This window comes from Streptococcus sp. DD11 (genome assembly GCF_001578865.1).
Classification (GTDB): Bacteria; Bacillota; Bacilli; order Lactobacillales; family Streptococcaceae; genus Streptococcus; species Streptococcus panodentis.
The window spans coordinates 187253-205377 of the sequence record NZ_KQ969394.1; the positions used below are offsets into that span (position 1 = coordinate 187253).

Sequence of the window (18125 nt, forward strand, 5' to 3'; positions counted from 1 at the left end):
CTTGCCGCCGACTTCCCAGATAAATGGATGGAATTGATACTGCAGGCGTTCCTTGCGCATTTTCCAGAGAGCCAAAATTTCATCTGTTGAAGCCATGAAGTTAGACCAAATGTCATAGTGGACAGGGATAATGACTTTAGCCCGCAGGTTTTCGGCCATGCGCAGCAGGTCAATCGAAGTCATCTTGTCCTGGATGCCAATCGGATTGTCTCCGTAATTATTGATAGCGACATCGATATTGAAATCCTTGCCGTGTTTAGCAAAGTAGTTAGAGAAATGGGAGTCTGCGCCATGGTAAATCGTGCCGCCTGGTGTTTCAAAGACATAATTGACAGCCTTGCGGGCCATTTCTTCATCTGTCACAGCCAAACCAGCCAATTCGCCGTCCTGCGCTTCTGCTCCTTCAACTGGAAGAGTGACCAGACAGGTACGGTCGAAGGACTCAACAGCTGTTATCTTGATGTCCTTAAACTCAAAGCTTTCGCCCGGTTTGATGACGATGATGCGCTCTTCCGGCACACCCCATTTTTTCCAAATTTCGCCGCACTCGTAAGGGCCGACAAATTTGACATGGTCCAGCTTAGGATTGTTGACAATGGCTGCTGCAGTATTGATGTCAATGTGGTCACTGTGGAAATGCGATACCAGATAATAGTCCAGTTCATTGATGGCAAAAGGGTCAATGACCATAGGCTGCACGCGCAGATTAGGCTGCAGCTTGCGAACTCCGGCCATATTGGCCATCTGGTGTCCGCGGACCATGTCTTTGACTTTCTTGGTAGACTTGCCGCGGTTGGACCAGAGGTCCATGACAACATTGGCGCCGCCCGGCGTCTTGATCCAGACCCCGCAGTTGCCCAGCCACCACATAGCAAAATTGCCTTCCGGCACGACTTCTTCTTCAATTTCTTCATTAAGCCAGGTTCCCCATTCTGGGAAAGTGCTTAAAATCCAAGATTCCCTCGTAATTTCTTTTACGTTTGGCATCGAATCATCCTCCTCAAAAGATATTTGATTTCTATAGCTTAAGTATAGCCCGACTGCGGAGGGAAAAAAAGACCAAATAAAGCACAAAGCTGTGTTCAAAATTGGACCATGCCCGCCATTCTCCGACAGTTCGGGAGACCGCTGCGCTTGCAAATAAGAGGAACGGAATCCTGTCAGCCGTGCAGTCTGAGAAACTGTGGATGCAGTAGATAAAGAATGCACTGTTTCCATCGAACTTGCCGTAAATTAACCTTTTAATGCGTTAAAAATATAATTTTGATGGGATAATTTAATTAAGCAAATGGGCTGCCATGTTTTTTGAGGTATTTGTAAAAACCATATGACTGATGTCTTTAAAAAATATAAGATTTTCTTATTCATCAGCAATTCAGCATTTGAATAAATCAAATAATAGCTCCAGCCACATCAGCTAAGAGACAATTCCAAACAGTCCTTTAAGACCGCGCAGAACATAAACACCTCCCTCTCAAACATACAAGCATTGAAGAATTGTCCTTTACATCATTAATAAAACTCTGATAAGTGTTGATATGACAACGCTTATCAGAGCTTTTCTGTTGTTAATACAAAGAAAAAGATTGAAGAAAATGTTCAAAATGAAGTTTTTCTTCAATCTGACTAGTAAAAACTTCCTAGTTACTATCTTTCGTCCTGTCTTCTGTTTCCTCAGCAGCATTGGCCAGCAGCTTTTCATTGACCAGTTTTTGGATTTTTTCTTTTAGTTCCTGAGAGCGGACGGAGTCCTTGACATAGGTTGACAGCAGCTTTTCTAAATCCTGATTGAAGGTAGCGGCATCAGACAGTCCCTGCCTTTTGACAAAATGGGTAATATTGAGAATATCTTCGTTATCCAAAATCGGATGCACCTGAATGACCGGCAGGTCTGTTTCCAAATCTTCATTGGTAGTAATCAGCACATCAGCCCTGAGAATATCCTCCACACTCTTGAACTGCTCTGTCGTAAAAACAGCATCCAGCCGCTCATTGGGCAGGTAATCGCGGCACTGCTTCAGCAGCAGCTTGGAGATCCCCACTCCTTCATCACAGACCAAATAAATCTGCCGATTGTCCCGCTGCTCTGCCGGGCTGTTTTTCAGCGAACCGCCGATATGGATGGTCAGATAGGCAATGTCATCGTCAGTCAAGGAGACAAACCAGGCCTCTTCCAGAATCACCGCACAGGACTTGGTAAAGATAAAGAGATCTGCGTATCTGCTTCTGATCTGACGGGTCAGGGGATTTTTGGTCAGAATGCCATAAGTCTTGCGAAAAAGCAGGGCCTTGCAATGAGTCAGAAGGTTGCGCAGCAGGTCATCCCGGTTTTCGATTTGGTAGGAAGAAGTCTCAAAGCGCCAGAGAAAGGCCTCCAAAGCCTCCTGCAGCTGGGCAAAATCCTGACTGGTCGCATGCAGATCCCGGTCCTTGCGGTAGGACAGGAGCAGAACTGCCAGCAGGGAAATTTCAATATCGCTCAGCTGGACTGCCAGCTGGCTGTCCATGCGCTCGCTCAAGAGCTTAGCCACCTTATATTCTATCCGCTTGCGAATGAGACTGAACTCCTGAGAAATGCTGTTTTCTTCCTCTTTTTTCAGCTCCATATTGCGGCAGCTGAGCAGCAGGTAAGGCAGAACCTGCAGCATAAATACCAGTTCGTGTCTGTTGATTTTCTTGCCCAAATCCTGCTCCACCAATGGCACCTGCTGGCTGAGAAAGGCCTGCAGATCACCAGACAGCAGCTTTTCACCGGCAAAAAGCGCCTGAATTTTCTGATTCAGGACAGCCACAAAAGCCTGATTGCCCTCTACAAAGATATGATAGAGGAGCGAATGGACATACTGAATTTTATTGAGCGGATGGCAGTCCAGATAGTAGCCTCTGGCCTTGGTGGAATAGAGACTGACCTGATACTGCTCGGTCGTCAGCTGATGGCGGATTTCATTGAGGTCATTGAGCACTGTATTGCGCGACACCTCAGTCAGATCCATCAGCTTTTCGATAGTGACCCGCTCCTTGGACGCACAGATACAGAGGGAAATAAGCTGCATCCGCTCTCTGGCACTCATGATATAGCTGCGCGAGTCCACATGCCGCAGCAGCTCCCGGCAAAGCTCTTTCTGCTTTTCTGTCAGCAAAATCCCTACCCGCGGCTGGCTGACAATCTCTTCCCCATAGCCTTCCAGAGCGTCATTGATTTTCTCTAAATGATAGTAAATTTTTCGGCGCGACTGCCCCAATTCACGGGAAATCGTCATAATCGTCTCAGCTTCTTTCAGCCCAATCAGATAGCGCAGCAGTTCGCAGCTTGTTTTGTCCAGCAATATCATAGCCACTCCTTGAAAAGTTTCACCACTATTATAGCATGATTCCATTTTATAGTCTTTTCCTTTGCTTTTAGTAGTGAAACTGTCCAGGGGACAGTTTCAGCCTATCGCTTAATATACAGGGCGATAGGGCAGCGAACTGCTCAAAAGCTCCCCTAGAGCTTTTGTTGCTTCCTCTCGGAAGCTCTATCTATAACCTCAAAACCTCCACTGGAGCTTTTGAGCAATCAGCTACCGCGTCAAGAGTTTTTTTCCAAAACAAAGCGAGACTGAAGGACTTTTATACGGTATCTTCCAAAAGATCCATCCCTCTGTGGGTGAGGGCACAGCCATCATGGGAGTCTGTCTCAGCCTCGGAGCAAGGCGAGTGAACGACGGAATCAAAGATAAACTAAATGGCGATAAAAGAAAGGGGCAGACGATTCAGCCCCTTTCCCCTTATATAGCCTTTATCCGCGCTGCATTTCTGCCCTTTGAGTATCCGTCCGGCAGATAGGCATTGGCTTTATTTTTTCTGGCCATAGTAAGCATTGGGGCCATGTTTGCGCAGATAGTGTTTATCCATCAGATACCGTGGAGCCTCTTCCACTCGGGGGTGGATTTGCTCTGTTAAGCGGGCCATCTTAGCCACCTCTTCCAAGACAACGCTGTGGTAGACTGCTGCTTCTGGAGTTTTCCCCCAGGTGAACGGTCCGTGATTGCGGACTGTCACGCCAGGTACCGCTATCGGATCCAACTCCCGCTCACGGAAGGTTTCGATAATGACCGTCCCTGTCTCCAGCTCATAAGCCCGGTTAATCTCCTCTTCGGTCAGCGAGCGGGCCGCAGGGATTGGACCATAGAAATAATCGGCATGGGTCGTCCCGTAAAAAGGAATGTCCCGGCCAGCCTGAGCCCAGCCGACAGCTTCTGTCGAGTGGGTATGGACCACTCCGCCGATTTGCGGGAAGGCCTTGTAGAGCTCCACATGGGTCGCCAAATCCGACGAAGGATTGAGCTCTCCCTCAACCACTTTCCCATCCAAGTCTGTTACAACCATATTTTCAGCGGACAGCTCTTCATAAGGCACTCCGCTGGGCTTGATGACGATATAGCCTGCCTCCCGATCAATACCGGAAACATTGCCCCAGGTAAACTTGACCAAGCCATGCTTGGGCAGTGACAGATTGGCCTCATAGACACGTTTTCTCAATTCAGGTAAAAGCATTTAGTTCAACCCCGCTTTCTCAATCAAAGGATAGAGGAATTCCTGAGCGGCTCGAATAGCCGCCTTGGTTTCTTCTACTGTTTGGCAATTTTCAGACCACATTTCTATCAGGAAAGGCCCCTGGTAATTGGTCTTTTTCAGAACTTCAAAGACCGCCGGCCAGTCAACACAGCCTTGACCGAAAGACACATCACGAAATTGGCCTTTGGACTGCTCTGTCACGGCATAGGTATCCTTCAGATGAAGGGCCGCCAGCGCCTGATGCCCCAGCAGAAATTCACTCCAAAGATCATTGTGCCAGGCCGAGACATTGCCTGTATCCGGATAGACAAAGAGATAAGGCGAATCAATCTCCTTGGCTACAGCCAGATATTTCTCAATACTGTTGATAAACGGGTCATCCATGATTTCAATCGCCAGAATGACCTGGGCCTGCTCGGCCCAATCACAGGCCAGGCGCAGGTTTTTCAGAAAACGGGCACGGGTGGCTGCTGATTTTTCTTCATAGTAGACATCATAACCAGCCAGCTGTATGACCCGGACACCCAAGTCCTGAGCCAGCTCAATACAGGCTTTCATGGTCTCCAGCGACTTGGCTTCCAGCTCAGGATCATTGGAGCCCAGCGGATAGCGGCGGTGGCCGCTGAAGCAGATGCTGGGAATACGGACACCGGTCTCATAAATCGCTCGGACCAGCTCCAGACGTTCTTCCTTGGACCAGACAAGACGGGCCAGCCGGTCATCGCTCTCGTCCACCGACATTTCTACAAAGTCAAAGCCCAGCTCTTTGGCAAATTCTAAGCGTTCTTTCCAAGAAAAATGCTTGGGCGTCGCCTTTTCATAAATTCCAATCGGACGTGCCATGGCCTACCCCCAGATTCGTTTGATTTCATCCTTGAAAGCCCGTGCCGCTGCGGCCGGATTTTCAGCCTCAGTAATGCCGCGGCCGGCAATAAAGGTAAAGACATCAACCCCTTCGAAGAGTTTGAGAGTATCAACATTGAGACCGCCGGTGACAGAGACACGGAAGCCCATTTCAATCAGCTTCTTCACCTTGTTCAGGTCCTTTTCTCCCCAGGTTTCGCCGGCCAGCAACGCATCGCGGGATTGGTGGTAAATAGCCTGAGAAATACCGGCATCCAGCCAGGTCTGAGCTTGCTCAAAGGTCCAGTCGCCGTAAAGTTCAATCTGGATTTCACCACGCTCGCCGCGCTCTTCTTGAATGGCTTTTAGGGCGGCTTTCATGGTCGGAATGGTTGCGCAGCAGATACAGGTCATCCAGTCGGCTCCGCGGACCGCATTGTTCTTGGCTACTGTCCCGCCAGCATCCGCACACTTGGTGTCCGCCACAATGATTTTATCCGGAAAAAGGCTGCGGAGCACTTCGACCAGCTCGCTCCCTACCTGCAGCAGGCAGACTGTGCCCGCCTCAATGACATCCACCTCATGACCGACAGACACAGCTGCTTTAATCGCTCCCTGCAGATCTGAATGATCCAGCGCCACTTGCAAATTTGGAATTCGTTTTGACATTTTTTTACCTCATTTCTCTCTGTCTTTTACTGTCATTAGCAGTGTTTTCTCAGGAATCCAAGTCCAAACCTTCCAGATAAGGGCTGTCTTTGGACTCCTCAATCATAGCCAGCACTTCTTCTTCTGTCTGACAGGCTTCTAAGCGGGCAATGGAATTTTCCAGCTCAAAAAGGGCGATAATCTGCGGAATCGCTACGCTGGTATGAATCTGCGAACTGGTCGCAGCCAGCGACAACAGAACGCTGACTTCCTTGCCGTCAGAAAAGGTCACCGGCTCAGTCAGTGTAATGAGCGAAAAGGCATCCCGGTTGACCCCAGCCTCCGGCCGTGCGTGGGGCATAGCCATACCCGGCATAAGGATATAATAAGGACCGTATTCTTCTGTTGACTCAATAATAGCGTCATAATACTCCGGCTTGACTGCGCCGCTTTCAATCAAAGGATCCACCGACAGTTTGACCGCTTCCTGCCAAGTAGAGGCCGAAAGTCCCAAACGGATGGACTTGTTGTCTGTCAATGCTTGTTTTAAATTCATGTCTCTTCCTTTCATATCATAAAATGCGAAGGCATCGAAAAATTTCTTTCTGATCCTGCTGAACTGCATTCAGATTTGCTGTGTCTGATGCATACAGATCCTAAGAGGAAGGTGGAGCAGTTCCAACTGCTCCACCCTCCTTTACAATACCTGACTGAGTTTTTCAGTGATTTCTTTGTCATCCATGAGGTTGTCCAAACCGATTAATTTTCCATTGGTCCGGCCTTCCAATTCATGAATCAAATGCAGAGAAGCGATGACGATATCGTAACCAGAAGCTAAGCTTTTAGCCTCGCCCACACTGCAGGAATTGACTGTAAAGTCAGTCTGACCGAGATTGCGCAGGGCATTCTCCACTTTCATTTTAATCACCATAGATGAACCCATGCCGTTTCCGCATGCTGTAAGAACTTTAACCATTGTTGTTTCCTCCTGAAATATTTTATAGATTTTTCAGCCAATAGGGCCGGCTGCAGCCTTTTATTCCTCTGCCTGTACTTCGCCTCGATAGTAAGCTTCCTTATCCTTCGCTTTGGCAAACTGCAGCTGAGGAATGAGCAGGAAGAAGAGGCAGACCAGACCGTAGCCGACAATACCCAGATACTTGAAGATATAGCCGAAGCCCAGCCAAGGAATTTCAAAGTCGATATTTCCATGATAGCCGCCGTAAGAAGCCAGTCCCAGCAAGGCAACACAGAGAGCGCCCAAGGCCACCTGCAGCACCCCTGAGATAAAGGACAGGATCAGGGCTGCTTTCCAACCGCCGCGTTTGTCTGCATAAACGGCGATGGCAGCATTGTCAAAGAAGACCGGAACGAAACCAGTAATGATGAGCACCGGATTTTTAAAGACAATCAAGAGCACAATCGTAATCAGCTGGCCAATCAAACCAAAGGCAAAGCCTGAGAGAACGGCATTTGGTGAGCCGAAACCATAAGAAGCCGCAACATCGACCGCCGGGAATGAACCTGGCAGCAGCTTGCTGGAAATCCCTTGAAAGGCATTGGTCAGCTCGGATACGAACATGCGGACACCCTGCATGAGGATGAAGAGATAGACAGAGAAAGTGAAAGCTGTCTGAATGATATACATATAGAAGTCCTGTTTGGCAGGGTCAAACGGTGTCCCAGTCGTAATGACTTCTTTGTTGGCCATCACATCAGGCCCCAATACCAGAAGGATTGCTCCGAAGAAGACCAGCATCAGGGTTGCAGAAGCAACGACTGTATCGTGGAAAATGGAGAGAAACTTAGGCAGTTTCAGATTGTCCAGATTTTCCTCTTTCTTGCCCAGACGGCCTGCCACCTTGTCCACAAACCAAATAGCAAACTGCTGCTGATGGCCGATGGCAAAGCCGCCGCCGCCCGTCAGCCGCTGGGTTGGCTCCACTGTCATATTAGAGCTGACTGCCCAGTAGAGGCCGCAGAGAAGGCCGATGGCAAGCGTACCCCAGCTGTTGCGCAGCTGCGGCACCAGCAACAGCACCATGAGCGAGACAGTTGCTGCCTGCTGAACCATGATGTGACCGGTGATAAAGAGGGTCCGCACCTTGGTAACCTTACGGAAGGCCACCAAGAGAATATTAACCCCAAAACCAATCAAGAGAGCCGTTGTTGCTGCACCGACAAAATTTGGAAAATCATCTGCAATCTTGGTATTGGCTGCCGTCAGTCCAAAGTAAGGATCAATCACCGCCGCGCCGATTTTAAATTTAAAATTGAGCGCCGCCAAAATCGGCCGGAAGGTGTTCACCAGACCGGCTGCCCCGGCATTGAGAATCAGGTAGCCGACTGTCGCCTTGATAAATCCGGCAAACACATCGTGGGCCGGCTTCTTGAGCAAGGCATAGCCAATCAGCACCAAGAGGCCGACGAAGAAAGCTGGATTCTGCAAAATATTTTGCGAGAACCAATTGAGAATACTAAGAAGTATATCCATGAGAACTCCCCTTTGCTTTTATACTCTCAGGAAAGCAAAAGCATTGACAGCATCAGCAGAAGGCCAACGGCCAGACTCTGATGTTCGCTCTCCCTGTCTTTTCTTTCCTGAGTAGTTTTCTTGTTCTTATAGGCTTATTATAATCTTTGAAAGCGATAACAAAAAGACCAAGAATTACACAGGCAACTGTTCACTCTTGGACTGTCACGATATATAGTCACACTAACAGAATTCACACAAGGCAGCCAGCCGCTCATGCTCAATAAAAATCAGCAGTCTCCCATGATGGCTGCGCCCTCACCCTCGGAGTTTTAGAAACCACCGTATAAAGTCCCCCAGCTGCGGTTGATATGCAAGACGCAGCGGTTGACTTAGGCAAGCCGAGTTGATGCTGATTTTCGAAGAGTCTGAGTATGGGTCCTGGCAAAGCGCTGGCCGAGAAAGAAAAAACCGCAAGGCGGAGCCTCACAGTCTTTTGGTTGAATGAATTGAATCCTACTCTTGTATAGTCAGAGCATACTTTTCGTGGTTATCTTCATACCACTGAATCAAAGCAAGGGCCGTTTGATAAGTGATGTTCTTAATCTTACTGGTTCCCTTGGTCAGCGTCAGGATGCTCATCTTGCTGATGTTTGCATCCGTCGCAATTCTATAACTGGTTAATGTTCCATTAACGAGCAACTGAACTACTGCCTCGACTTTCCTGTAGTCGGGCATAGTTGTAATATCCAACTTTTTCATAATGAAATCCTCTCCTAAAAAAAACTTAATTCATTCCATACTATTATACACCTTTTTTCTACATTTATATATATAAAAACTCAAAAATATACAAAAAAATTAGAACAAAATCTATTGAAGTGTCAACTGATCTTGTTCTAAGCTTGATTTTAAGCCTCTGGAGCGGATTTTTCTGCTGGAGATTGCTTGTCAGATTTTTCTCTGATGACCAGAACGCCGTCCTCCAAATCGGCTTCCAGATGTTTGGCATCCAGATGGTCCAAGTGGAAGTCGGTCACATTGTCCCGAATCTGCTGCTCGATGACCCGGCGCAGCGGACGGACTCCCATGACCTCATCATAGCCTTCTTCGCGCAGGAATTCTTTGGCTGCATCAGACACTGCCAGGTCAATTTCTTTCTTAGAAAGGGTTTGATTGACCTCAATCAGCATCAGATCAACAATCTCACTCAGATCTTCCTTGGTCAGATGAGAGAATTCGATAACGGCATTGAAACGGTTGAGGAATTCCGGACGGAAGTAAGGTTTGAGCCGGTCCATCAGTTCTGGCTTTTCATCATCCTCACCCAGACCTGCTTCGTAGCCAAAGCCGGCATTGGAGGTGGCGATAATGACGGTATTCTTGAAGTTGACCGTATTGCCCTGTCCGTCAGTCAGACGGCCGTCATCCAGCACCTGCAGAAGCAGCGTGATGACCTGCGGGTCTGCTTTTTCAATCTCGTCCAAGAGAATGATGGAGTAAGGATTGCGGCGGACGCGTTCTGTCAGGGTATTGCTGTTGTCATCGTAGCCCACATAGCCAGCTGTTGTCCCAATCAGCTTGGAAACGGCTGTCCGGTCTGAGTACTCAGACATATCCAGACGGATAATGGCTTCCTTGGTGCCAAACATATCCAAGGCCAGCTGCTTGGCCAGCTCGGTCTTGCCGACCCCGGTCGGTCCGACAAAGAGGAAGGAGCCAATCGGCCGGTTGCCTTCATCAAAGCCGGCCCGGTTGCGGCGGATGGCCCGCGCCACGGCTTCAACCGCTTTATTCTGACCGATGACCTTGGCTTTGAGGCGCTCATTCATGCCCTTGAGGCGCTCAATATCGCTGGCTCCCATCTGTGAAACCGGAATGCCGGTCATCCGCTCAACAGACTCCGCCACATCGTTGACAGTAGCTGTCACCTTCATGTCTTCGGTATGATTTTCAATTTTCTTTTCCAGCTCTTCAATGCGGGTCTTGGCATTAAGGGCTGCTTCAAAGTCTTCCTTTTCAACAGCTGCTTCCTGCTTGGCCTTCTGCTCAGCTATCTCTCTTTCCACCGCGTGAACATCGGTCACCGGATGCTGGGCAGCCAAGTGAGCAGCCGTCACATCGATCAGGTCAATGGCCTTGTCCGGCAGGCTGCGCTGCGGGATATACTGGACTGAATAGTCCACTGCTGCTTTCAGCACCTCATCCGGCAGGATGACATTGTGGTGCTGCTCGTAGAGGTCGCGGATTCCCTGAAGGATTTGATAAGTGTCTTCTGCAGAAGGAGCGTTGACCTTGACTTCGTTGAAGCGGCGGGCCAGAGCTGCATTCTTGAGAATGGTATTGCGGTATTCATCTTGGGTAGTTGCCCCGATTACGGTCAGCTCACCGCGGGAAAGGGCTGGTTTGAGAATATCGGCCAGACCTTTGGATCCGCTGTCACCGCCGGTGCTGCCCGCACCCAGAATTTGGTGGATTTCATCAAAGAAGAGGATGATGTTGCCGGCTTCCTTGACTTCGCTGACCAGGTTCTGAATGTTTTCCTCAAAGCTGCCCCGGTACTGGGTTCCTGCTTCCAGACCAGAAATATCAACGGAAATGACTTCCTTATTTTTGATAGCGGCTGGCACATCGCCATGGACAATAGCCTGAGCCAGACCTTCTACGACGGCTGTTTTACCAACCCCTGCATCTCCGACCAGAACCGGATTATTCTTGGTCCGGCGGGAAAGAATCTCAGCCGTTTCCTGAATTTCCTTATTGCGGCCGATGACAGGATCCAGCTTGCCTTCTCTGGCTTCCTCAGTCAAATTGCGGCCCAGCTTAGCCAAGATGCCGTCCTGCTTGGGTGCCTGAGCCTGGCCTTGGACAGTCTGACCCTGCTCGGTCTGATGAGGCAGCTGTCCGGTTGCCCGGTATTGGGCAAACTCTTCCGGCGTCACTTCCCGGCCGTTGATGAGGTAGCGGCGGTTTTCGCTGTTGTAGCCGCCCATGCGCCCCATGAGCTGGTTGAAAATATCGTCCATATTGTTAAAGTTGTTGTAATTGTTGTTCATCTTGTTCCCTCGTTTTTCTTTCCTATATTTATTATACTCTTTTAAAAAGTTTTTTTCTAGCAGCATCTTCAAATGGTTTCTGAATTTCACTATTTGATTTTACATAATTTTTTAAAACTCCAAGTCATAGAGGCTGAAAAAATCTGCCTCTTTCGTTTTTTCTAAATTCTTTCTAAGAAAAGGAAGTTTACATAATTTTTGCCGACTCTAAAAAATAAAGCAGTAGGCTGTATAAATCCCATCTCTCTTAAGAAAGACTGGTAAACTTTTTGTTTACAAATGTAATTATAACTCATTTCAAATCACTTGTCAAGACTTTTTCCAAAAAAATTTACATAATTTTTCAGAACTGCAAAGAAAAATGGCAAAGTGTCTTTGATAAGGTTTGTAAATTCACTTTGTTTACAAATGTAATTATAATCCCTTGCTTTCTGCTTGTCAAGGCTTTTTGGAAGGAAATTTACATAATTTTTCAAAGCACATAAATAAAGGAGGCTGGTACAGAACTAAATTTTTAAAAATTTAGTTCTGTACCACCGCCTTCATCTGACATATCTTCTTATATCATATACTCCACACTGTAGCTGGCATCTGACAGGAGGCGAGAGAGGAACTGCCGGGTTCGTTCTTCCTTGGGACTGGAGAAGAATGTCTTAGGGGGATTTTCTTCTATGATATGGCCGCCGTCCATAAAGATGACATGGTTGGCCACATCGCGGGCAAAGCTCATCTCATGAGTCACGACGACCATGGTGATGCCTTCCTCAGCCAGCTGCTTCATGACACTGAGCACATCGCCGACCAGCTCTGGATCCAAAGCCGAGGTGGGCTCGTCTAAGAGAATGACCTCAGGCTTGACGGCAATGGCACGCGCAATGCCAATCCGCTGCTGCTGACCGCCGGACAGCTGGGAAGGATAGTAATCCCTGTAAGCCGAAAGACCAACACGCTCAAGGGCTTCATCAGCAATCTTAAGAGCCTCGTCTCTGGGAACCTTTCTGGCCACAATCAGGCCTTCCAGGATATTTTCCAGCGCTGTTTTATTGGCAAAAAGATTATAGTGCTGAAAGACAAAGGCTGTCTTTCTGCGGATTTCCAAAATCTCCTTTTTGGACAGTTTGGCCAGATCATAGTCCTTTCCGGCCAGATTCAGGAGACCGCTGTCGGCCTTTTCCAAGTGATTGAGGCAGCGCAGAAAAGTCGTCTTCCCCGAGCCGGATGGCCCCAGAATGACCACCACGTCCCCCTGATTGACCTTGAGACTGACATCAGCCAAGACCTGCCGGTCTCCAAAACTTTTTGATACATGTTTTACTTCGAGCATCTTCTTTCCCTTCTAAGTAAGTGCAAAACGCTTCTCGAGGCGCCGGAAAATCCACTGAATCAGTCCGCAGATGACAATATAGATGACAAAGATGACCAGATAGGATTCCGAGTACTGATAAGAATAGGAGGCCTCAATCTTAGCCAGAGCCGTAATATCCTTGACCGTCATAACAAAAACCAGCGAAGTTCCCTTGACCAGATTGATGACCAAGTTGGCCAGATTGGGCAGGGCAGACCGCAAAGCCTGAGGGAAAACGATTCGCCTGTAAGCCTGAAAATTGGTCAGGCCAATAGCCTGAGCAGCTTCCAACTGTCCCTTGTCTACCGTCAGAATAGCCGAGCGCAGAATCTCAGACAGGCTGCCGGTCGTCATCAGGCTGTAAATGATAAAGGCATAGTAGATAGGATTAAACTTAAAAACATCCACATGGCTGCCCAGACTTTTGAAAAGGTTATTGAGCAGACTGGGGAAAAGACTGTAGAAAAAGAGAATGAGGAGGATAGGCGGCGTAGCCCGAATGAAGGCCAGATAAACCACTGAAAAAGCTCGGACGCCCCGCACCTTGTAAATCTGCCCCAGAGCCAAAAAGAGGGCCGGCAGAAAACTAAGCAGAATGGCCACAGCCATAATCAGCAGGGTGACCGGGATGCCTTTCAGAGTCAAAAGAAAGGTTTTGACAATATAATCGAAATCCATAGCTTACCTCTCTTTGATGGTCAGGCTTTTTTCCAGCAGCTGGGAAAAAGCAGAAATCAGCAGAGCAATGGCCCAGTAAATCAGGGCAACTGCTGTATAGGTTTCCAGAGAATAATTGCCCAGATTGCGGCTGATCAGATTCTGACCGGCTCCCATAACATCAATGGCCCCGATGGTATAGGCCAGAGCCGCATCCCGCATGAGATTGAGGATAGCCGTCGTCACATTTGGCAGGGCGATACGGAAGGCCTGAGGCAAAACAATGCGCAGAAAAGTCTGGGCTGGTGTCAGCCCGATACTGAGACCTGCTTCGGTCTGCCCCTTGGGAACGGACAGATAGGCTGCCTTAAAGACCTCCGCAATCATAGCCGCAAAAAGCAGAATCATGGTAAGAATGACAAAAACCGTCCGCGACCAGTTATTGATATCCAGCCCCAGCCACCACTTCAGAAATTCCGGAATACCGTAAAAGACCAGAAAAAGCAGGACAATAGGCGGCGTACATCTAAGTATAAAGATATAACCCTGGGCCAGACCCGCGAATGCTCTGTCCTCAGCCAGCTGGGCCCAGGCCAAAAGACCGCCCAGCAAAGAACCGATAACAGCGGTCAGCACCATAATCCATAAGGTAGTCGGCAGGGCCTGCAAGAGGATGGGAATTTGTTCAAAGACGCGTGTCAAGTCGTAGGCGACCATAATTTTTTACTCCTTAGATTCTTATACTCTTTGCAGACTGTTTTGAAAAGCTTCACTATTAGACAAAAACAGAAGTCAACTAAATCTCAGTCCTCATCCACATATGAAAAGACATCTTCGCCGAAGTATTTCTTGGACAGCTTAGCCAGAGTGCCGTCTTCTTGCAGCTCCTTGATAGCCTTCTCATAAGCCTTGGCAAATGCTTCATTCTTTTCATCCTTGTGCAGCAGCGGATAGGTCGCAATCCCCTTGTAAGGGAACCAAGTCAGCTGATCGGCATACTGGTGGTAGGATCCATCCTCCTTGGTCACAGCCGTTTCAAAGGACAGTTTGATGTCAAAGTAGGCATCATAGCGGCCTTCCAGCACCCAGGCATAGGCGTCAGCGGCCTTAAATGATTCGGCTGCTGTCAGCTCGATAGGAGCATCGCTGTGCTTTTGATTGTATGCTTCGATGACGGCCCACTGGGCATTCTGCGGTGAGATAGGGACCAGCTTGCCCTTATCCTTGGCAAAATCATCAATACTCTTGTATTTTTCAGCGTCTTCCTTGCGGATAGTGAAACCGATAATGCTGGCACCGATTGGGCTTTGGGGAATGATGAATTTCTTGGCCCGCTCCTCGGTGTACCAAGCTCCTTTGGTCCCAATATCGTATTTGCCGGATTCTAAGCCTACCAGCAGGTCCTCGTCACTGGTCCCGGTATATTCAAACTGGTAGTCCGGCAGTTTTTCATCGACAGCCTTGAGAACGGCCACTTCATAGCCGTCTGATTCCCCCTTTTCATCCACAAAATCGTAGGGGACATAGTTCTGTGTATGGGCTACTTTCAGAGTGGTGACCTTATCAGAGCTGGAAGCGTTCGTATTGGACTTGTTAGAAGCTCCAGTCAGGCTGCGGCCCAGATAGGTTGCTGCAGCGATGGCCACAACCACTGCACCGCCGATGATCCATGTTTTCTTGCTCATGTCTTTTCTCCTTCATCTGTCTCTATTGTCATTTCTCTGCTGCCTGTGTCTTGGCAGCGGATTACAAACCGGCCGCCTGCCGGACCCACTGAATCCGCTCCAGAGCAATATCGCTTGGAATCGTACAGTCGGCACCGATTACCAGCGCTTCCCGGCCGGCTTCTGCTATCAGGCGCTTGGTTTCTCTCTCAATTTCCGCCTGACTGCCCGTGTAGAGCAATCCTTGCTTGCCATTTTCAAAGCCGCCCAGAACCGTCCGGCCGCCAAAGAGCTGACGCCCCTCAGCCAGACTGATGCCTTCCGGTCCGACTGCCCAGTTGATGACTTGAGCCGGATAGTCGGTAAAGAGAGACACATCATTGCGCGCACCTTCGTAACCGCAGATGTGCAGGATATTGACTCCACCGGCTGCATTAGCTGCGGCCAGTACTGCCAGCTCACTGGGAGCAATAGAGGTCTTGTAAACCTCAGCTGTCACCCGTGCATCCTGTATGCTCTGCACGCTGAGGTAGATGCCATCTGCGCCTGCCTCCTTGATGATGCGCTCGCTCAGCGCAGCAATGTCCTGAGCGATAACATCCAGCACCTGCCGGGTCAAATCGGCATCCTCAGCCAAAAAATCGGCAAGGCGGTCATCGCCTCCGGCTACCCGACCGACCAGCCATTTGAGATAGGTCGCAGGTGCAAAGATATTGTAAATCGCTACAATGTCTTCAGAAAAGCCAGCCCGAATCTCCCTGACCAGCTCTACCTGCTCGCTAATCCACGGATGGTCAGCTCCCAGCGGCTGAATACCGGCCAAGTCGCTGACAGACTGAGCAGTCTGCAGTTTTTCATTGGGGTAGGCAAAGTAACCGTCGCTCATGATTTTGACGAAGTCAGGCTGTACCTCTGCCAGAAACTTCCTGTGCCCGGCCAGATTTTTTTGGATAATCTCCTGATTGCCAAAGCCGGCCAGCCACTCCTCTTCCTGAGTGAAGTGATGCCAGAAACCAACCGGCACCCGATCCACCGGCTCCCCTCTGAAAGCTTTTAATACCAATTCTCTTTTTGCAGTCATTCTTTTCTCCTTTGTCAAATAAAATTGTTATTATCATACCACTGGAAAAGGAACTTGCCTAATATATATTTTCTATCAAGACCATTAGATTTCTTTATGGCAAGCCTCAGCATCCCTGCTCATCAAGAGCGCTTCATCCGGCCAAGACAGCTTCAGTCCAAAAGGAGAAGGCTGGCAAGGTCATCTGTTTTCATCAGTCCGACGGAGTGCTTGGGCAGCTCCTGAATCACCCGCAGGTCATCCTTCTGCTGCGAAAGAGCAGCACCGGCATAGGCTCGGCTGGCTAAAAAGAAAATCCCCAGAACCACCGCCGCTAAAATAAGGGCCGGAAGCCATTTCTGCTTTTCTGTCATCATCTGCTCCTTTACTTTCTAAGGAAGATGCGCTGCCTGACGGACCCAGTCCAGTCTCTCCAGCTCAAAATCATCCGGCACGGTACAGTCGGCTCCGAGAATCACCCCCTGTGTTCCGGCTTGAGCCAAAAGGCGCTTGGTCTCCGCCTCTAACTCTGCCCGGCTGCCGCTGTTGAGAAGGCCAGCACGGCCGTTTTCAAAACCGCCCAAAACTGTCCGCCCGCCAAAGAGCTTCCGTCCCTCTGCCAGACTGACGCCTTCGTGGTGGGTCGCCCAGTTGAAAACCTGAGCCGGATAGTCCTTGAAAAGAGGGATATGATTGGTCGCCCCTTCAAAGCCGCAGATATGGAGAATATTGGCTCCGCCGGCTGCATTAGCAGCCTCCAAAACAGCCACATTGCTGGGCTCGATATAGCGGCGGTAAGCGGCAGCATCCACCCGCTGATCCTGAATCTGCTGGGTGCTGAGGTAGATGCCTTCAATGCCAGCTTCCTTGATGACCCGCTTGGTCAGGAGAGCAATATCCTCTGCAATGACATCCAGAACCCGCTTGGTCAGCTCTGCATCTTCTGCCAGAAAATCCGCGATTTCCTTATCTCCTCTGGATCCTTCCCGACGGAACCAGCGTTTTAGATAGGAGACCGGCGCAAAGATATTGTAAAAAGAGGCAATCTCTTCTGGATAGGTGGCTTTAATCGCTTTGACCACCTCTATCTGCTGCTCAATCCAAGGATGATCCTCCCCGATAGAAGCGATGCCGGCCAAATCCCTAATCGAGTCAATCCGGTCTGAATAGAGAGGACTGGGGTATTTAAAAAAGCCGTCGCTCATAATCTTGACAAAATCCGGCCTAATGGCATTGACATAGGCAGCATGCCCCTGGACACTTTTATTGAATATGACTGGATTGTTCAGACCCTGCATTTTTTCCTCCAGAGTGACGAAATGAAACCAGAAGCCGACTGGCACCCGATCCACCTTTTCACCGCGAAAAGCTTTTAAAACTAATTCTTTTTTTGTAAGCACCATCTCGCTCCTTTGCATCCTGTAAATTGTTATTATCATATCACCAAAGCCAGCGATTTTCTAATATAATTTCTTTATAAAGCTCTTAAAAAATTTTTATCGCAGCCCTTCCTTTCCCCGGAAAAGCAGGCCTTCTGCAGCCTGCTCAAGACAGACGATTCTGCTGCCTTTCTTTGACAGGCAGCAAGAAAAAAAGAAACTGAGATAAAAGTCCTTCAGTTTCGCTTTGTTTTGGTAAAAAACTCTTGACGCGGTAGCTGATTGGACTTTTTGTTCGTCTTTTAGACTCCAAAAAGCTCCTAATCAGCCTCGCGGGGCTGGGACGACGAACTAAATTTTTAAAAATTTAGTTCTGTCCCACCGCCTTTCTTCTCAGCAAAATAATTTCTGACCAGCGGTGCCACCTCGGTCCCAAAGAGTTC

General features: G+C 48.9%; 17 protein-coding genes. All 17 read right to left on the minus strand.

All coding sequences use genetic code 11. The features are described from left to right. The coding region (gene ulaG, locus STRDD11_RS06810; RefSeq protein WP_128836842.1) for an L-ascorbate 6-phosphate lactonase at window positions 1-987 on the minus strand (987 nt) is incomplete at its 3' end. Between the two features lie 653 nt (window positions 988-1640). Beyond that, the gene (locus STRDD11_RS06815) at window positions 1641-3332 is read right to left on the minus strand and encodes a BglG family transcription antiterminator (protein WP_128836663.1); all 1692 of its coding nucleotides are present in this window, start codon (window positions 3330-3332) and stop codon (window positions 1641-1643) included. A gap of 502 nt (window positions 3333-3834) precedes the next feature. Next, window positions 3835-4536, minus strand: a complete 702-nt coding sequence (locus STRDD11_RS06820; protein WP_128836666.1) for an L-ribulose-5-phosphate 4-epimerase — start codon at window positions 4534-4536, stop codon at window positions 3835-3837. Beyond that, window positions 4537-5400 carry an L-ribulose-5-phosphate 3-epimerase gene (locus STRDD11_RS06825; protein ID WP_128836669.1) on the minus strand — a complete coding sequence of 288 codons (864 nt, stop codon included), beginning with the start codon at window positions 5398-5400 and terminating at the stop codon, window positions 4537-4539. 3 nt (window positions 5401-5403) lie between these two features. Then, window positions 5404-6069 carry a 3-keto-L-gulonate-6-phosphate decarboxylase UlaD gene (locus STRDD11_RS06830; RefSeq protein WP_128836671.1) on the minus strand — a complete coding sequence of 222 codons (666 nt, stop codon included), beginning with the start codon at window positions 6067-6069 and terminating at the stop codon, window positions 5404-5406. Window positions 6070-6118: 49 nt separating this feature from the next. Further along, a complete protein-coding gene (locus STRDD11_RS06835) occupies window positions 6119-6604 on the minus strand; it encodes a PTS sugar transporter subunit IIA (protein WP_128836674.1) in 486 nt (161 codons plus the stop codon). 141 nt (window positions 6605-6745) lie between these two features. Beyond that, window positions 6746-7024: a PTS sugar transporter subunit IIB gene (locus STRDD11_RS06840; protein ID WP_128836676.1), complete on the minus strand. Its 279-nt coding sequence runs from the start codon at window positions 7022-7024 to the stop codon at window positions 6746-6748. 60 nt (window positions 7025-7084) lie between these two features. Next, entirely contained in the window at window positions 7085-8542 is a 1458-nt protein-coding gene (locus STRDD11_RS06845) for a PTS ascorbate transporter subunit IIC (RefSeq protein ID WP_128836679.1), read from the minus strand. Window positions 8543-9037: 495 nt separating this feature from the next. Beyond that, window positions 9038-9283: a hypothetical protein gene (locus tag STRDD11_RS06850; RefSeq protein ID WP_128836681.1), complete on the minus strand. Its 246-nt coding sequence runs from the start codon at window positions 9281-9283 to the stop codon at window positions 9038-9040. A gap of 149 nt (window positions 9284-9432) precedes the next feature. Continuing rightward, entirely contained in the window at window positions 9433-11577 is a 2145-nt protein-coding gene (locus STRDD11_RS06855) for an ATP-dependent Clp protease ATP-binding subunit (protein WP_128836683.1), read from the minus strand. 559 nt (window positions 11578-12136) lie between these two features. Further along, on the minus strand, window positions 12137-12901 hold the full coding sequence (locus STRDD11_RS06860) for an amino acid ABC transporter ATP-binding protein (protein ID WP_128836685.1): 765 nt from the start codon (window positions 12899-12901) through the stop codon (window positions 12137-12139). 12 nt (window positions 12902-12913) lie between these two features. Next, entirely contained in the window at window positions 12914-13600 is a 687-nt protein-coding gene (locus STRDD11_RS06865; RefSeq protein WP_128836686.1) for an amino acid ABC transporter permease, read from the minus strand. Window positions 13601-13603: 3 nt separating this feature from the next. Then, a complete protein-coding gene (locus STRDD11_RS06870) occupies window positions 13604-14296 on the minus strand; it encodes an amino acid ABC transporter permease (protein WP_128836687.1) in 693 nt (230 codons plus the stop codon). Window positions 14297-14382: 86 nt separating this feature from the next. Continuing rightward, window positions 14383-15264, minus strand: a complete 882-nt coding sequence (locus STRDD11_RS06875; RefSeq protein WP_128836688.1) for a transporter substrate-binding domain-containing protein — start codon at window positions 15262-15264, stop codon at window positions 14383-14385. A 61-nt stretch (window positions 15265-15325) separates the two neighbouring features. After that, a complete protein-coding gene (locus STRDD11_RS06880; protein WP_128836689.1) occupies window positions 15326-16324 on the minus strand; it encodes a uroporphyrinogen decarboxylase family protein in 999 nt (332 codons plus the stop codon). A 152-nt stretch (window positions 16325-16476) separates the two neighbouring features. Next, window positions 16477-16677, minus strand: a complete 201-nt coding sequence (locus STRDD11_RS06885) for a hypothetical protein (protein WP_164828417.1) — start codon at window positions 16675-16677, stop codon at window positions 16477-16479. Window positions 16678-16695: 18 nt separating this feature from the next. Continuing rightward, window positions 16696-17742, minus strand: a complete 1047-nt coding sequence (locus tag STRDD11_RS06890; RefSeq protein ID WP_128836691.1) for a uroporphyrinogen decarboxylase family protein — start codon at window positions 17740-17742, stop codon at window positions 16696-16698. Window positions 17743-18125: the final 383 nt, after the last annotated feature.

Coding starts and splice junctions, on each gene's coding strand:
- STRDD11_RS06865 (WP_128836686.1), bottom strand. CDS start 13,600: ATGGATTTCGATTATATTGTCAAAACCTTTCTTTTGACTCTGAAAGGC.
- STRDD11_RS06815 (WP_128836663.1), bottom strand. CDS start 3,332: ATGATATTGCTGGACAAAACAAGCTGCGAACTGCTGCGCTATCTGATT.
- STRDD11_RS06870 (WP_128836687.1), bottom strand. CDS start 14,296: ATGGTCGCCTACGACTTGACACGCGTCTTTGAACAAATTCCCATCCTC.
- STRDD11_RS06830 (WP_128836671.1), bottom strand. CDS start 6,069: ATGTCAAAACGAATTCCAAATTTGCAAGTGGCGCTGGATCATTCAGAT.
- STRDD11_RS06890 (WP_128836691.1), bottom strand. CDS start 17,742: ATGATAATAACAATTTACAGGATGCAAAGGAGCGAGATGGTGCTTACA.
- STRDD11_RS06880 (WP_128836689.1), bottom strand. CDS start 16,324: ATGACTGCAAAAAGAGAATTGGTATTAAAAGCTTTCAGAGGGGAGCCG.
- STRDD11_RS06850 (WP_128836681.1), bottom strand. CDS start 9,283: ATGAAAAAGTTGGATATTACAACTATGCCCGACTACAGGAAAGTCGAG.
- STRDD11_RS06845 (WP_128836679.1), bottom strand. CDS start 8,542: ATGGATATACTTCTTAGTATTCTCAATTGGTTCTCGCAAAATATTTTG.
- STRDD11_RS06840 (WP_128836676.1), bottom strand. CDS start 7,024: ATGGTTAAAGTTCTTACAGCATGCGGAAACGGCATGGGTTCATCTATG.
- STRDD11_RS06820 (WP_128836666.1), bottom strand. CDS start 4,536: ATGCTTTTACCTGAATTGAGAAAACGTGTCTATGAGGCCAATCTGTCA.
- STRDD11_RS06885 (WP_164828417.1), bottom strand. CDS start 16,677: ATGACAGAAAAGCAGAAATGGCTTCCGGCCCTTATTTTAGCGGCGGTG.
- STRDD11_RS06860 (WP_128836685.1), bottom strand. CDS start 12,901: ATGCTCGAAGTAAAACATGTATCAAAAAGTTTTGGAGACCGGCAGGTC.
- STRDD11_RS06825 (WP_128836669.1), bottom strand. CDS start 5,400: ATGGCACGTCCGATTGGAATTTATGAAAAGGCGACGCCCAAGCATTTT.
- STRDD11_RS06875 (WP_128836688.1), bottom strand. CDS start 15,264: ATGAGCAAGAAAACATGGATCATCGGCGGTGCAGTGGTTGTGGCCATC.
- STRDD11_RS06855 (WP_128836683.1), bottom strand. CDS start 11,577: ATGAACAACAATTACAACAACTTTAACAATATGGACGATATTTTCAAC.
- STRDD11_RS06835 (WP_128836674.1), bottom strand. CDS start 6,604: ATGAATTTAAAACAAGCATTGACAGACAACAAGTCCATCCGTTTGGGA.